This is a genomic window from Pseudomonas sp. S2_C11 (assembly GCF_054668395.1).
This window is the reverse complement of sequence record NZ_CP162765.1, coordinates 4,380,401-4,393,984: the sequence shown is the minus strand read 5'-3', so window position 1 is coordinate 4,393,984 and position 13,584 is coordinate 4,380,401. Positions and strand designations below refer to the sequence as shown.

Below are 13,584 nucleotides of genomic sequence, written 5' to 3'. Positions count from 1 at the left end.
TGAGGGGCTTTTGATCTTCGATGGGGTGGGGTCAGAACGCCACCGACGTCTGCACATAAACCGTCCGCGGCTCTCCCACGTACTTGCCCTTGTTGTTGTCATCGAACGAGCGTGTGAAGTACTGCGTGTTGAAGATGTTCTTCACCCCCACCGCCACATTCAAATCCGACAGTTGCGGTCCGAAGTCATACCCGGCGCGGCTGCTGAACAGCATGTAACCGGGGATCTTGCCGGTGCTGCCATCGGCACTTTCCTTCGAGATGTTGGCGTTGTCGGCGAACTGGTCGCTCTGGAAGCTGCTGTCCAGATTCAGCTTCCATGGCCCTTCGGTATAACCGACGCCAATCGTGCCTTTGTGCTTGGAGGAAAAAGGCACGCGATTGCCTTTGTTTGGCCCGTCTTCGCGAATGGTCGCATCGACATAGGCATAACTGGCGTAGACATCGAAACCGGCCAGCGCCGGACTCAAGTCATCGAGCGCGTAATTGACGCTGGTCTCGATGCCCTGATGGCGGGTTTCGCCGCGAGCGATCACCGAGTCGTTGGTCTGGTTGCTTTCGTACTGGTTGTCGAAGTTGATCAGGAACGTACCGATTTCAGCGCGCAGGGCACCGTTGTCATAGCGCGTGCCGAGTTCCCAGGTGCGGGCCTTTTCCGGTTTCACCTCGCCGCTGCTCACGCGATTGGGCATCTGGCTGTATTGCACGCTGCCGAACGAGCCTTCGGTGTTGGCGTACAGATTCCAGCTGTCGGTGAGGTGATAGAGCACGTTCAGCGCCGGCAGCGCGGTGTTGTAGTCGCCCTTGTATTTGACGTTGGTCAGGTTGTTGGTCTGCTGCGACTCGATCATCTCGTAGCGCACGCCCGGGGTGATGGTCCATTTGCCGATGTCGATGCGGTCATCGACGAAGAATGCGTTGGCCTCGGTACCACCGCGAGTGTCACGGTCGTTGCGGCTGCTGGCGGTCGGGTATTCGTTGGCGCTGATCGGCGTGCGATAGCGCAGTTCGTGGCCGGCCTCATTGATGTAGCGGTAACCGACTCCGACTTCGTGGCTGCTCGGACCCAAGTCGAAGCCTTGGGCGAAACGGGTTTCCAGACCACGCACCCAATACTCGCGAGGCGACAGCGAAAGAAACGTGCCCTGATCCAGATAACCGCTGCGCAGGGTTTTGGTGAAGAAGGTGTTGGCGGTGAACTCGCGGCGATCTTGCTGATAGCGATAGCCGAAGTTGAACATCGTCCGGCGCCCCCAGAACTGATCTTTCGGTCGCGTCGACTGGAACGGATCGGCATCGTAATCGGCGACATTGAGACCGCCGGGCATGTCGGCCTTGCCCTCGTAATACTGGGCCATGGCGTTGAAGCTGTTGGCGTCGTCGAGCTGGTACTTGCCCTTGAGGATCAGGTCGTCGATCTCGGTATCGCTGTGTTCACGCCAGTCACCACCACGAGTGCCGGAGTACAACAGCGCACCACCGAGGCCGTTGGCATTGGTGCCGCCGGCCAGCAGATTGGCGCTGGTCTTGAAACCGTCGTGGCTCGACGATGGGCTGGTTTCAGTCTGGAAACCTCCCTTGACCGTTGGCTCGTCGGGAATCGCCCGGGTCACGAAGTTGACCACGCCGCCGACGTTCTGCGGGCCGTAACGCACCGCGCCGCCGCCACGCACCACGTCCACGGCATCCATGTTGCCCATGCTGATCGGCGCGAACGACAACTGCGGCTGACCGTACGGCGCGAACGGCACCGGGATGCCATCCATCAATACTGTCGAGCGTGCGGCCAGGCGCGGATTCAAACCGCGAATGCCGAAATTCAGCGCCATGTCATGGCTGCCCGTGCCGTTGTTCTCCGGCGCGTTCACACCGGGGATGCGGTTGAGCACATCGCGGGCCTGGGTCGCGCCCTGGCGTTCGAATTCTTCGCGGCGGATCACATCGCGCGCGCCGGGGTGTTCGAAGACATTGATCTGCGCCGCATCGCCGAGCCAGTCGCCAACTACGGTCGAGGTGCCCAGCTCCAGCGCCGCGTCAGCCAGCGGTTGCAGGCTGAAGGCGTTGTCACCCTCGGCGCGGGCTTGCAGGCCGGTGCCTTCGAGCAAGGCATCGAGGCCTTGTTGCGCGGTGTAATTGCCTTCCAGACCCCGGCTTTGTACGCCGCTGGTGACTTGCGAACCGAAGGAAATCAGTACGCCTGCTTCACGGCCAAACTGGTTGAGCGCGGTTTCCAGCGATGCCGGGGCGATGTGATAAACCTTGGCTTCGGCACCCATCGCGGCGGGCAGGGCGGTGAAACTCAGGCTGGCGCCGAGCAGAAGATTGCGCAGGCTGCGGGCCAGTGGCGTAAGGCGGGTGGGCTGCATGTGGATGATCCTGAGAAGGTGGAATCAAGGGGGCTTTCCTTCTCTGTCACGCCAGATCTGAAAAACGGCTCATTTATTTTTTCAGAATCAAAAGATCGCAGCCTTCGGCAGCTCCTACAGAAAAAATGCATTCCAAATGTAGGAGCCGCCGAAGGCTGCGATCTTTTGATCTTGCTTTCTAAACCCGCGCTTCGACGCTCACCCAATAACGGGTAAAGCGCTTCACTCTGACCGGTAGACTGATCTGCAGCAGGTCGAGAATCTGCTCGCTGTCATCCAGTGGATACGTCCCGGAAATCAGCAGATCGGCAACCTGACTGTCGCACCGCAGCTGCCCGCGCCGGTAGCGGCCAAGCTCTTCGAGGAAATCGCCGAGGCGCATATGGGCGGCGACCAGCATGCCGTCGGTCCATGCACCGCTGTTGGCGTCCAGCGGTTTAGCCTCGCTGACCGAGCTGGCAGTAAAACTCAACTGCCGCGCGATCGGCAGCAGCAGGGGCGCGCGCTGGCTGGCGATGAGTTCGACTCGTCCTTCAAACAGCGCGATATGCGTGTGATCAACAAACTGCCGCACATTGAGGCGCGCACCTTGGCTTTTCAGCACGCCGTGTGCCGTACGTATCTCGAACGGATTCGCAGCGCTCAACAGCATTTCGCCCTCGAGCAGACGAATCAACCGCTGCGCACCATCAACATCAACCGAGCTGGCGGTATTGAGCTGCAACGAATCGGCACCGCCCAAGCCAATCTTGCGCCGCTGGCCGATCGGTGTGCGGTAGTCGGCAAGCAGCGAAGGCAGCGGCGTGTGCTCGCGCATGCCCCAGGTTGCCGCTGAGCCCGCTCCTAGAATCAGCAACATTTTCAGCGCCTGACGGCGGCTGCCGGACTTCGGTCCGTTCAACGCGGCGTGGGCCAACGGCGACGACACGCCGCGCAAGCGTTGGTTGACCCGTTGCATGTGTTCCCACGCTCGGCGGTGTTCGCTGTGTGCATCCAGCCATTGTTGCCAGGCCTGCTGTTGGCGCGGGGTCAGCGTGCCCTGCTGCATTTCCAGCAACCAGTGCACCGCCTGTTCGGCGACTTGCGCGGAGAAATCCGGCGTGCGATTCACAGGGCGAAATAGCAGCGCATGGCCGCTTTGTTCAAATGGCGTTTGACCGTGGCCACCGAGATGCCCAGTTCTGCGGCGATCTGTGGATAAGTCAGACCATCGACCTGCGCGAGCAGAAAGGCGCGTTTGACCTGGCGCGGCAAACCGTCGAGCAACTCATCGAGTTCGATCAACGTCTGCAGGATGATCGCTTTGTGCTCTTCCGAAGGCGCGACCATTTCAGGCATCTGCGCCAGTGTCTCGATGTAGGCGCGTTCCACATCCTGGCGCCGGTAATGGTTGAACAGTACGCGCTTGGCCAGCGTAGTGAGAAAGGCGCGCGGTTCGATGATCACCGGTGGTTCGCGGGCGGTCAGCACTTTGATGAACGTGTCCTGGGCCAGATCCGCCGCACTGTCCGGGCAGCCGAGCTTGCGCCGCAGCCAGCCGGTGAGCCAACTGTGGTGGGCGTTGTAGAGCGATTCGACGGGATGGGCGGGCGGCAACGAAATGACTCCGGACGCAAAACTTGCGTAGAGAACGTGCATTAGAGAACAAGAATGGTTCGCATTGTAGAGGCTGGCGACAGTGTCCGGCAATCAGATGCTTTTGCGTATGAGAATATTTATCATTAATATTGCTCGCCTGTAGATTCGGCTTGTCGGCCGAACGTTTTTCGTTTCAGGGTCGAAACATGAAAGGCAAACTCGCCACCCTTCCCATGTCCTATCGTCTGGCCGTCACTTCGCGGGTATTGGCGGCGATTTTCGGCGGCTATCTGGTCGCGGCGCTGGCCAGCGTCACCCTGACGTTGTGGCTGCCGCTGAACCGCGCCGAAGCCGTGGTCACCGGCATGACCGTGTCCTTTCTGGTCTATCTGGTCGCGGTGCTCTGGTGCTTTGCCTGCCGCAGCGCGTGGTCGGCGTGGGTCGGCCTGCTGGTGCCGAGCGTGATTCTTGCCACCGTTTCCGGTGCCGCGCGCGGACTGGGGCTGGCATGAAAGAGGGTTTCCGCCAGGCGATGGCCTGGCTGCACACCTGGGCCGGGCTGGTGTTCGGCTGGCTGCTGTTCGCGATTTTTCTCACCGGCACGCTTGCTTACTTCAAAGACGAAATCAGCCACTGGATGCAGCCGGAAATTGCTGCGCATTCGCTCGACAGCGAAGCGAGCCTGGCGCTGGCGCAAGATTATCTGCAGCAACACGCCGCCGGTGCCTCGCGCTGGCTGATCGACTTGCCTGATGCCCGCGACCCCGGTCTGACGGTGCGCTGGCAGCAGGCGCCGGGCAAACCCGGCGAGCGCGGCCGCTTCGAATCCCGAACTCTCGACGCTCAGACCGGGGCCGAGGTGCAGGGCCGCGAAAGCATGGGCGGCGAGTTCTTTTACCGTTTCCACTTCCAGTTGCAGATGCCTTACCCGTGGGGGCGCTGGCTGGCGACCCTCGCCGCGATGGTGATGTTCGTTGCACTGATCAGCGGCATCATCACCCACAAGAAAATCTTCAAGGACTTCTTCACCTTCCGCCCGCGCAAGGGCCAGCGTTCCTGGCTCGACGGGCATAACGCCGTGGGCGTGCTGGTGCTGCCGTTTCACTTGATGATCACTTACAGCAGCCTGGTGATTTTCATGTCGATGGTCATGCCGGCCAGCATCGTCGCCTCTTACGGCAGCGACGTGCGCAAGTTCTACGACGAAGTCTTTCCCGCCTCGAAGACACCCGAGCGCGCCGATATCGCCGCGCCGCTGACCGCCATGGCGCCGCTACTGGCCAAGGCCAGCGAGCAGTGGTCGGGCGGCCATACCGCGCGCCTGTCGGTGAGCAACCCGGGCGATGCCAGCGCCACGGTGGTGCTGTCCCGCGCGGGCGATCGGGTGGTGCATGATTTCGGTCGGGCGGTGACCTTCAATGGCGTCACCGGGCAGCTTCTGAGCAGTACCCCCGATCAACCCATGGCGATGGCGGTGGGTGGCGCGTTCTACGGTTTGCACATGGGCCATTTCGCCGGGCCGCTGTTGCGCTGGCTGTATTTCATTTGCGGGCTGGCCGGCACGGCGATGATTGGCACCGGGCTGGTGATCTGGCTCGGCAAGCGGCAGCTCAAGCACGTGAAAAGCGCGGCGCTGCCGTTCGAATTGCGCCTGGTCGAGGTGCTGAATATCGCCAGCATGGCCGGCCTGGTGTCGGCGGTGGCGGTGTTCTTTTTGGCCAATCGACTGTTGCCGGTGAGTCTGGCGGGGCGGGCCGATTGGGAAGTGAATGCGTTCTTCATAGCCTGGGGCCTGAGCGTGGTGCACGCGGTGTTGCGTTCGGGACGCAAGGCCTGGATCGAACAGCTGACGCTCGGCGCTGCGCTGTTTATCGCGGTGCCGCTGATCAATGCGCTGACCACACCGTGGAATCTTGGCGCGACCCTGATGCAGCGCGACTGGGCACTGGCCGGATTTGATCTGACTTGTCTGGCGACGGGGCTTTTCCTCGGCTGGGCTGCGCGCAAGATGCAGCGTACGGGCGACCGCGTCAGCGTTCGCAAAGCAAGTTCTTCGCCTCGGTCGATCACTGTCGAACAGGGTGCCAACTGATGCTGCTGGCCCTGTTGCTCACCTATGCCGGCTTCACCGCGTTGTGCCTGTCGATGCCACGTCATCACGCCGAGTTGCTCGGCGCCAAACCGTCGATGCGCCGCCGTCAGGGTCTGGCGTTGGCGGGATGGCTGTTGCTGGCGCTTTCGCTGTGGGCGGCGGTGGCGGCCGGTGGCTGGAGTTTCGGTCTGGTCGACTGGTTCGCGGTGCTGATGCTCAGCGCTTTGGCATTGGTGCTGTTGCTGCCGTATCGCCCGCGTCTGGCCATGGCACTGGCCGGGTTGAGCCTGCTGGCGAGCCCGGTCGCCGCCTGGGCGCAGTGCTGAAGTGCTGATCGGTCTGCCGCCGGAATCGCGTGACGATGAAACGCGTGGCGCTCGTGCGCATTTTCTTCAGGTGTTTCTGTCCCAGCGTGCGCAAATGGAAGCACTGGTGAACCGCCGCGTCGGTTGTCGGGCGACGGCGGCGGATCTGGTCCAGGATCTGTTTTTGCGCTTCTGGCGTCGGCCGCTGGTCCAGGTCGAAGAGCTCAGCACCTATCTGCTGCGCTGCGCCGGCAACATCGCCATCGATCATTTGCGCAGTGAAGGCACGCGCACGCGGGTCAACGAAGGCTGGCAGCCGGACGAACCCGACAGCCACGGCAGCGAACCCCAGGCCGCCCTCGAAGCCGGCAACGATCTGCGCCATGTCGAAGCCGCATTGCGCGCCTTGCCCGAACGCACCCGGCAGATTTTTCTGCTCAATCGCATTCATGGGCGCAAGTACGCCGACATCGCCAAGGCCATGGGCCTGTCCCAAAGTGCCGTGGAAAAACATATGATGCGCGCCCTCGAGGCCTGCAAGGCCAGCCTGCGCGACCCCGCGCCACGCCTGCCAGGGAAAGCACCGTGAAGCCATCCGATCCGATCACACCGACGCCGGCCCAGGAGCAAGCCGCGCTGGCCTGGCTGAGCCTGTTGCACGACCGCCCGAGCACTGGCGATCAACTCACCTTCAGCCAATGGCTGCGCGCCGATCCGGCCCATGCCGAAGCGTACGCGCAGGCGCAGGTGATCTGGGAACTCAGCGAAAGCCCCGCGCGCACGCTGGCCGAGGAAGATACGCTTTCGCTGCAAGGTTATCTGCGGGCGATGGACGCCCCGCGTCGTTCGCCGATGTTGCGTTGGTCTGGAGCGCTGGCGCTGGCCGCGTGTCTGCTGCTGATGGTCAGCCTCGGCACCGGGTGGCAGGCGCAGCGCTGGCTCGACGATCTGCGCGCTGATCATGTCTCGGCACCTGGGGAAATCCGCACGGTGACTCTGGCCGATCAGTCGCAAGTGACACTGGATGCCGACAGTGCGATTGCTGTGGATTTCAGTCACGGTCAGCGCCGCGTGAAATTGATCAGAGGTGCTGCTTTCTTCAGCGTCACTCACACTGGCGACCCTTTTGTGGTGGCGGCGGAGCAGGGCGAAGCGCGGGTGCTGGGCACCCAGTTCGAAGTGCGCCGGCAACTCCATGGCGCGCAAGTGACGGTATTGTCCGGGCGTGTCGCGGTGACGGCTGATGAGCATGGCCAACAGCAGATTCTTACGGCCGGTCAGCAAGTTGCCTACGCCGAGGGCTCAGCGGAAAAACTGCATGGCGTGGACAGTGAAGCGCAACTGGCCTGGCGTCAGGGTTGGCTGACCTACTACAAGACCACGCTGGCCGATGTCGTCGAGGATCTGCGCCGCTATTACCCGGGGCGGATTGTGCTGCTCAACGATGAGCTGGCGGCGCGCAAGGTCAGCGGCAGTTTCCCGAGCAAGGATCCGCAAGCGGTGCTCAATTCGCTGCAAGGGGTACTGGGATTTGAGCAGCATCGGGTGATGGGACAGTTGATTATTTTGCGCTGAGGCTGCCGGCCTCTTCGCGAGCAGGCTCGCTCCCACAGGGAACGCATTCCAAAGGTGGGAGCGAGCCTGCTCGCGAAGGCGTCAGCCCAGGCAACAAATCCCCCGCGAAATATTTTCAAATTAAAGGTGAGGTAACCCCGAGCCCCATCCGTGTAGTGACTGAAACTGCGAGCCATTCGCATCCGTTGCGGTTCTACACAGGTCATTGAGCAATGAAGTCCAGGGCAAAATCCGGTTCGGTCAAACAGTGGTTAAGCGTGTCGGCGTTGAGTTTTTCATCATCGGCATTGCTGCCGATGAGTATCGCCCTGGCGGCAGAAGCGGTGAGCAATCAGGCGCAACAGCAATTCAATTTTGCCCTCGCCGCGAAACCGTTGCCGCAAGCCCTGAGCGACTTCAGCCGCGTGACCGGGCAAAGCGTGGTCTACACCGATGAAGCGCCGTACGGCCTCAATGCTCCGGCAGTCAACGGCCAGATGAGCGCCGAACAGGCACTGCAACGTCTGCTCGGCAATTCCGGCCTGAGCTTTCGCCGCACCGACAGTCATACCCTGGCGCTGGAGCCGATGCCGACCGAAGGGGCGCTTAATCTCGGCGCCACCACCATCACGTCCACGCGCGACGAATCGATGAGCTATCAGCCGCCGGAAACCAGTTCGGTGATGCGCTCATCGGCGTCGCTGCAAGAAATTCCACAGACGGTCAATGTCATCCCGGCGCAGGTCATTCGCGATCAGGCGCCGCGCAATCTCGATGACGCGCTGGCCAATGTCAGCGGCATCACCCAGGGCAACACCTTGGGCAGTACCCAGGACTCGGTGATGACTCGCGGCTTCGGCGACAACCGCAATGGCTCGATCATGCGCGACGGTATGCCGCTGGTGCAGGGCCGTGGCATGAACGCGACCGTGGATCGCGTCGAAGTGCTCAAAGGCCCGGCCTCGTTGCTCTACGGGATTCAGGATCCGGGTGGCGTGGTCAACCTGGTCAGCAAGAAGCCGGAACTGACCCAGTACAATGCCGTGACCGTGCGCGGTTCGACCTACGGTGACGGCAAGAACGGTAGCGGTGGCGCCTTCGACAGCACCGGTGCGCTGGGCGATTCCGGCTTCGCCTATCGCATGGTCGTCGATCACGAAGACGAAGATTACTGGCGCAACTTCGGCACCCACCGCGAGACGCTGATCGCACCGTCGCTGGCCTGGTACGGCGAGCGCACCAAGCTGTTGTTCGCCTACGAGCACCGCGAGTTTCTCACCCCCTTCGACCGTGGCACGCTGATCGATCCGCGCACCAACCATCCGCTGGATATCTCGCGCAAGCAGCGTCTCGACGAGCCGTTCAACGACATGGAAGGGCGCTCGGACCTCTACCATTTCGAAGCCGACCACGAACTCAACGACGGCTGGAAAGCCCACTTCGGCTACAGCTGGAACCGCGAAACCTACGACGCCAGCCAAGTGCGCGTGACGGCGATCGACACCAACAAAGGCACACTGACGCGGAGCATGGACGGCACGCAAAACGCGATCAGCACCGATCGTTTCACCACCGCCAGCCTCGAAGGCAAAGTGAATGTGCTGGGCATGCAGCATGATCTGGTGTTCGGCGTCGATGACGAGTACCGCAAGATCTACCGCGAAGATCTGATCCGGCAGAAAAGCCTGACCACCTTCAGCTATCTCAACCCGGTGTATGGTCGCGAAGTGATGGGCACTACGGTGAGTGCGCCCGACAGTGCGCAGACCGATAAGCTGCGTAGCGATTCGCTGTTCCTGCAGGATTCGATTCACCTCAACGAGCAGTGGATTCTGGTCGCTGGCGGCCGTTTTCAGGAGTACGACCAGTACGCCGGCAAAGGCGTGCCGTTCAAGGCCAATACCGACAGCAATGGGCAGAAGTGGGTACCGCGCGCCGGTCTTGTGTATCGCTACACCGACGCGCTGTCGTTCTACGGCAGCTACACCGAATCCTTCAAACCCAACTCGACCATCGCCCCGCTGAGCGGCAGCAGCACCGTGCTCGACGGCAGCATTGCGCCGGAAGAAGCCAAGTCGTGGGAGCTGGGTGCGCGGCTGGATATGCCGGGCAGCATCACCGGCAATATCGCGTTGTTCGACATCAAGAAACGCAACGTGCTGGTGGCCAATTCCGAAGGCCCGACGACGATCTACAGCGCCGCTGGTGAGGTGCGTTCCCGTGGGCTGGAAGTCGACCTGAGCGGGCAACTCAGCGAGCGCTGGAACCTGATCGGCAGCTATGCCTACACCGATGCCGAAGTCACCGAAGACCCGGAATACAAAGGCAAACGCCTGCAAAACGTAGCGAAGAATTCCGGCTCGCTGTCGGCGGTGTATGACTTCGGCAATGTGTTTGGCGGCGATCAGTTGCGTGTCGGGGCGGGCGCGCGGTACGTCGGCGAGCGTGCCGGCAACGCGGTGAATGATTTTGACCTGCCGAGCTATACCGTGGCGGATGCGTTTGCCACTTACGACACCACGGTTGAGGGGCAGAAGGTCAAGTTTCAGTTGAACGTGAAGAACCTGTTTGATCGCACTTATTACACTTCTTCGGCGAGCCGCTTCTTTGTGTCGATGGGGGATTCGCGGCAGGTTTCGCTTTCCAGCACGCTGGAGTTTTGAGGCAAGATCAAAAGCCCCTCACCCTAGCCCTCTCCCGGAGGGGAGAGGGGACTGACCGTGGGATATTCCAGAGGTACACCGACTTGAACGTGTTGCTTTGAATCCATAATCGATTCGGTGTTTCAGGTCGACGTACAGTGCAAGACAACTCGGTCGGCCCCCTCTCCCTCTGGGAGAGGGCGCTGACCGTGGGATATTCCAGAGGTACACCGACTTGAACGTGTTGCTTTGAATCCATAATCGATTCGGTGTTTCAGGTCGACGTACAGTGCAAGACAACTCGGTCGGCCCCCTCTCCCTCTGGGAGAGGGCGCTGACCGTGGGATATTCCAGAGGTACACCGACTTGAATGTGTTGCTTTGAATCCATAATCGATTCGGTGTTTCAGGTCGACGTACAGTGCAAGACAACTCGATCGGCCCCCTCTCCCTCTGGGAGAGGGCTGGGGTGAGGGGAAAAGGGCTCAACGCAAAAACGCCTGCCGATACTCGCCCGGCGTCCCACCCAAAACCTGCTTGAACCGATTAGTAAAATGACTCGCACTGGCAAACCCGCACGCCAGCGCAATCTCGCCCAAGGGCAACGTCGTCCCGCGTAACAATTCCCGCGCCCGGCTCAAGCGCCGCGCCAGCACATATTGATGCGGCGGCAGGCCGAAGCTCAGGCGAAACATCCGCGCAAAGTGATATTCCGACAGTGCACACAGCCCGGCCAGTTGCCCGAGGCTGATCGGCTCGGCCAACTGGTTGTCGATGAACTCCACCAGTTGTCGGCGCTGATGCGGTGCCAGCCCGCCCTTCAAGCGCAAGCCCTGTCGCGCACCGACCTGGCTGAGCAAGGTGTGGCTGATCAATTCATGGGCGAGGCTGCTGGTCAGCAAGCGCTCGGCCGGCTCTTGCCAGTTCAGGTTCAGCAACTGCCGAAAGCGCTGCGCCTGCTGCGGATCTTCGAGAAAGGTCTGCTCGCGTAATTGCATCTCGCGCGGTTCGCGATCGAGCAACGTGACGCAACCGAGGGCGAATTGTTCGGCGCTGAAATACAGGTGCGCCAAGCGGATGTCGCCATTGATCACCCAGCCCGATTCGTGATCGGCCGGCAGGATGCACAGCTTGTCCGGCCCGCCCTTGCGGCCCGGCTGGCCACGACGGAATGTGCCGGTGCCGCCGGCGACGTAGCACGAAAGTGTGTGATGACTTGGCGCTTCGTATTCCTGGGCATCGTGGTGGTTGGTCCACAAAGCCGCAGACATGCCGTCACCGAGCTCGGCGCTGTGCACAAGGCGTGCATTCGGCGAGCGGTTGAGGGCTTGAAAGACTTGCAGGGTATCGATAGCAGCCATGTTCTGTTCTCTCCAACGCCTTGCATCCTACTCCGTAGACGCCGCCCTGCCAGCCTGCCGCCAGACAAAAGCGCAAGATTGTGCAAGCGCCGAATGATGGCCGAGGCTGACACTCAAGGCCTGTTTAAGGAGTGTTGGCCATGAACCTGTCGTTGTACCTGCTGACCGTGCTGATCTGGGGCACCACCTGGATTGCCTTGAAATGGCAATTGGGCGTGGTTGAAATCCCGGTGTCGATTGTCTATCGCTTCGGCCTCGCCGCGTTCGTGTTGTTTGCGTTGTTGCTGCTCAGCCGGCGCCTGCAACCGATGAACCGCCGAGGCCATTTGATCTGCGTGGCCCAAGGGCTCTGTCTGTTCTGTGTGAACTTCATGTGCTTTCTGACGGCCAGCCAGTGGATACCCAGTGGTCTGGTGGCGGTGGTGTTTTCTACGGCAACGTTGTGGAACGCGCTGAATGCGCGGGTGTTCTTCGGCCAGCGCATTGCCCGCAATGTGTTGATGGGCGGTGCGCTGGGGCTGTTCGGTCTGGGGCTGTTGTTCTGGCCGGAACTGGCCGGGCATCAGGCCAGTCCGCAAACCCTGCTGGGGCTGGGTCTGGCGTTGTGTGGCACCTTGTGTTTTTCAGCGGGGAATATGCTTTCGAGCCTGCAACAGAAGGCCGGCCTCAGACCGCTGACCACCAACGCCTGGGGCATGGCCTACGGCGCGGCGATGCTGACGGTGTGGTGTCTGTTCAACGGCATACCCTTCACCATGGACTGGTCGCCGCGATATGTCGGTGCGCTGTTGTATCTAGTGATTCCCGGCTCGGTGATCGGCTTCACCGCGTACCTGACGCTGGTCGGGCGCATGGGCCCGGAGCGGGCGGCTTACTGCACGGTGCTGTTCCCGGTGGTGGCGTTGAACGTGTCGGCGTTTGCCGAAGGTTATCAATGGACCGCGCCAGCGCTGGTCGGGCTGGTGTTGGTAATGTTGGGCAACGTGCTGGTGTTTCGTAAACCGAAAGTGCTGTTGTCTGCAGGTCACGGGAAGTTGGCTTGATAAAGCGAGCGCTGATACTCAGCGCTCAACTTTTAAAGTGATGTAGATCATCACCGGGAAGATGAAGTCGACAATATGTCGCGCCCAGTCCTTGGCATTCCAGGATTGCGAAGTGTCCATGTCGAACCACTCGACACCTACAGTTTGCAGACACACGTAATAAATGAAGATGGCAACCAATATGCCCATGATCGAAAATTTCTTGGCTTCATGGAATGCCGCTGGCGATGCATCGATGTAGCGATACAACTGGTAAGTACCGATCAGGCAAAGCACGGTATAGGTGACTTCCATGGTGATGATGAACCAGTAGATCCGGTGATGGATCATCGGCGAATCAATGGCCCGATACATGATGTTTTCGCTGGCGTTGGTGGTGTCCATGCTCAGGATATGTGCAACGTAAGTGTAGTTGGACTCATAGTCAGTGAAGTTATGGATCATCACCAGCAGGCCAAAGAAACTTATATAAGCCATCAAGATGACTTTGCTGTAACGAATGAGCTTGTCGGTGGTCAGGGTGTTCACGAGGCTGGCTCTCCATGGCAATTAATCAATAAGTTGATAAGTTGCGAGAGCTTATATTGCTGTTACTTGGTCTGGCGTTTTTGTTCGGTTGCAAGTTATGTAAGGTGAAGGCCGGCG

General features: G+C 60.7%; 12 protein-coding genes. 7 read left to right on the top strand and 5 right to left on the bottom strand.

Annotated elements, in window-relative coordinates:
* Window positions 1-31: 31 nt before the first annotated feature.
* The 3 genes from fecA to AB4N48_RS19895 form a co-directional block, all read right to left on the bottom strand.
* Window positions 32-2,365 (bottom strand): TonB-dependent Fe(3+) dicitrate receptor FecA, encoded by a 2,334-nt coding sequence (gene fecA, locus AB4N48_RS19905; RefSeq protein ID WP_460094208.1) that lies wholly within the window; start codon window positions 2,363-2,365, stop codon window positions 32-34.
* Window positions 2,366-2,543: 178 nt separating this feature from the next.
* Window positions 2,544-3,476, bottom strand: coding sequence for a DUF4880 domain-containing protein (locus AB4N48_RS19900; RefSeq protein ID WP_460094207.1), 933 nt, complete (start codon window positions 3,474-3,476; stop codon window positions 2,544-2,546).
* Window positions 3,473-4,003 (bottom strand): sigma-70 family RNA polymerase sigma factor, encoded by a 531-nt coding sequence (locus AB4N48_RS19895; RefSeq protein WP_305382244.1) that lies wholly within the window; start codon window positions 4,001-4,003, stop codon window positions 3,473-3,475. Before AB4N48_RS19895 ends, AB4N48_RS19900 begins: the two co-directional genes overlap by 4 nt.
* A 146-nt stretch (window positions 4,004-4,149) precedes the next feature.
* Between AB4N48_RS19895 and AB4N48_RS19890 the strand changes: the two genes are divergently transcribed.
* From AB4N48_RS19890 to AB4N48_RS19865, 6 genes are all read left to right on the top strand, one after another.
* On the top strand, window positions 4,150-4,455 hold the full coding sequence (locus tag AB4N48_RS19890; RefSeq protein WP_041479671.1) for a DUF3649 domain-containing protein: 306 nt from the start codon (window positions 4,150-4,152) through the stop codon (window positions 4,453-4,455).
* Complete coding sequence (locus AB4N48_RS19885) at window positions 4,452-6,035, top strand: PepSY-associated TM helix domain-containing protein (RefSeq protein WP_460094206.1); 1,584 nt, start codon at window positions 4,452-4,454, stop codon at window positions 6,033-6,035. Before AB4N48_RS19890 ends, AB4N48_RS19885 begins: the two co-directional genes overlap by 4 nt.
* Window positions 6,035-6,361 carry a DUF3325 domain-containing protein gene (locus AB4N48_RS19880; RefSeq protein WP_460094205.1) on the top strand — a complete coding sequence of 109 codons (327 nt, stop codon included), beginning with the start codon at window positions 6,035-6,037 and terminating at the stop codon, window positions 6,359-6,361. The genes AB4N48_RS19885 and AB4N48_RS19880 overlap by 1 nt, the downstream gene beginning before the upstream one ends.
* A 1-nt stretch (window position 6,362) precedes the next feature.
* On the top strand, window positions 6,363-6,929 hold the full coding sequence (locus AB4N48_RS19875; protein ID WP_460094204.1) for an RNA polymerase sigma factor: 567 nt from the start codon (window positions 6,363-6,365) through the stop codon (window positions 6,927-6,929).
* Complete coding sequence (locus tag AB4N48_RS19870; protein ID WP_460094203.1) at window positions 6,926-7,915, top strand: FecR family protein; 990 nt, start codon at window positions 6,926-6,928, stop codon at window positions 7,913-7,915. The genes AB4N48_RS19875 and AB4N48_RS19870 overlap by 4 nt, the downstream gene beginning before the upstream one ends.
* 212 nt (window positions 7,916-8,127) lie before the next feature.
* Window positions 8,128-10,557 (top strand): TonB-dependent siderophore receptor, encoded by a 2,430-nt coding sequence (locus tag AB4N48_RS19865; protein ID WP_460094202.1) that lies wholly within the window; start codon window positions 8,128-8,130, stop codon window positions 10,555-10,557.
* A 463-nt stretch (window positions 10,558-11,020) separates the two neighbouring features.
* Here AB4N48_RS19865 and AB4N48_RS19860 read toward each other — a convergent pair whose 3' ends face one another.
* Window positions 11,021-11,896: a helix-turn-helix domain-containing protein gene (locus AB4N48_RS19860; protein ID WP_460094201.1), complete on the bottom strand. Its 876-nt coding sequence runs from the start codon at window positions 11,894-11,896 to the stop codon at window positions 11,021-11,023.
* 140 nt (window positions 11,897-12,036) lie between these two features.
* On the opposite strand from AB4N48_RS19860, the gene AB4N48_RS19855 reads away from it, so the two are divergent.
* Window positions 12,037-12,939: a DMT family transporter gene (locus AB4N48_RS19855; protein ID WP_460094200.1), complete on the top strand. Its 903-nt coding sequence runs from the start codon at window positions 12,037-12,039 to the stop codon at window positions 12,937-12,939.
* Between the two features lie 18 nt (window positions 12,940-12,957).
* On the opposite strand, the gene AB4N48_RS19850 is transcribed toward AB4N48_RS19855, so the two are convergent.
* Window positions 12,958-13,467: a DUF2165 domain-containing protein gene (locus tag AB4N48_RS19850; RefSeq protein ID WP_073473697.1), complete on the bottom strand. Its 510-nt coding sequence runs from the start codon at window positions 13,465-13,467 to the stop codon at window positions 12,958-12,960.
* Window positions 13,468-13,584: the final 117 nt, after the last annotated feature.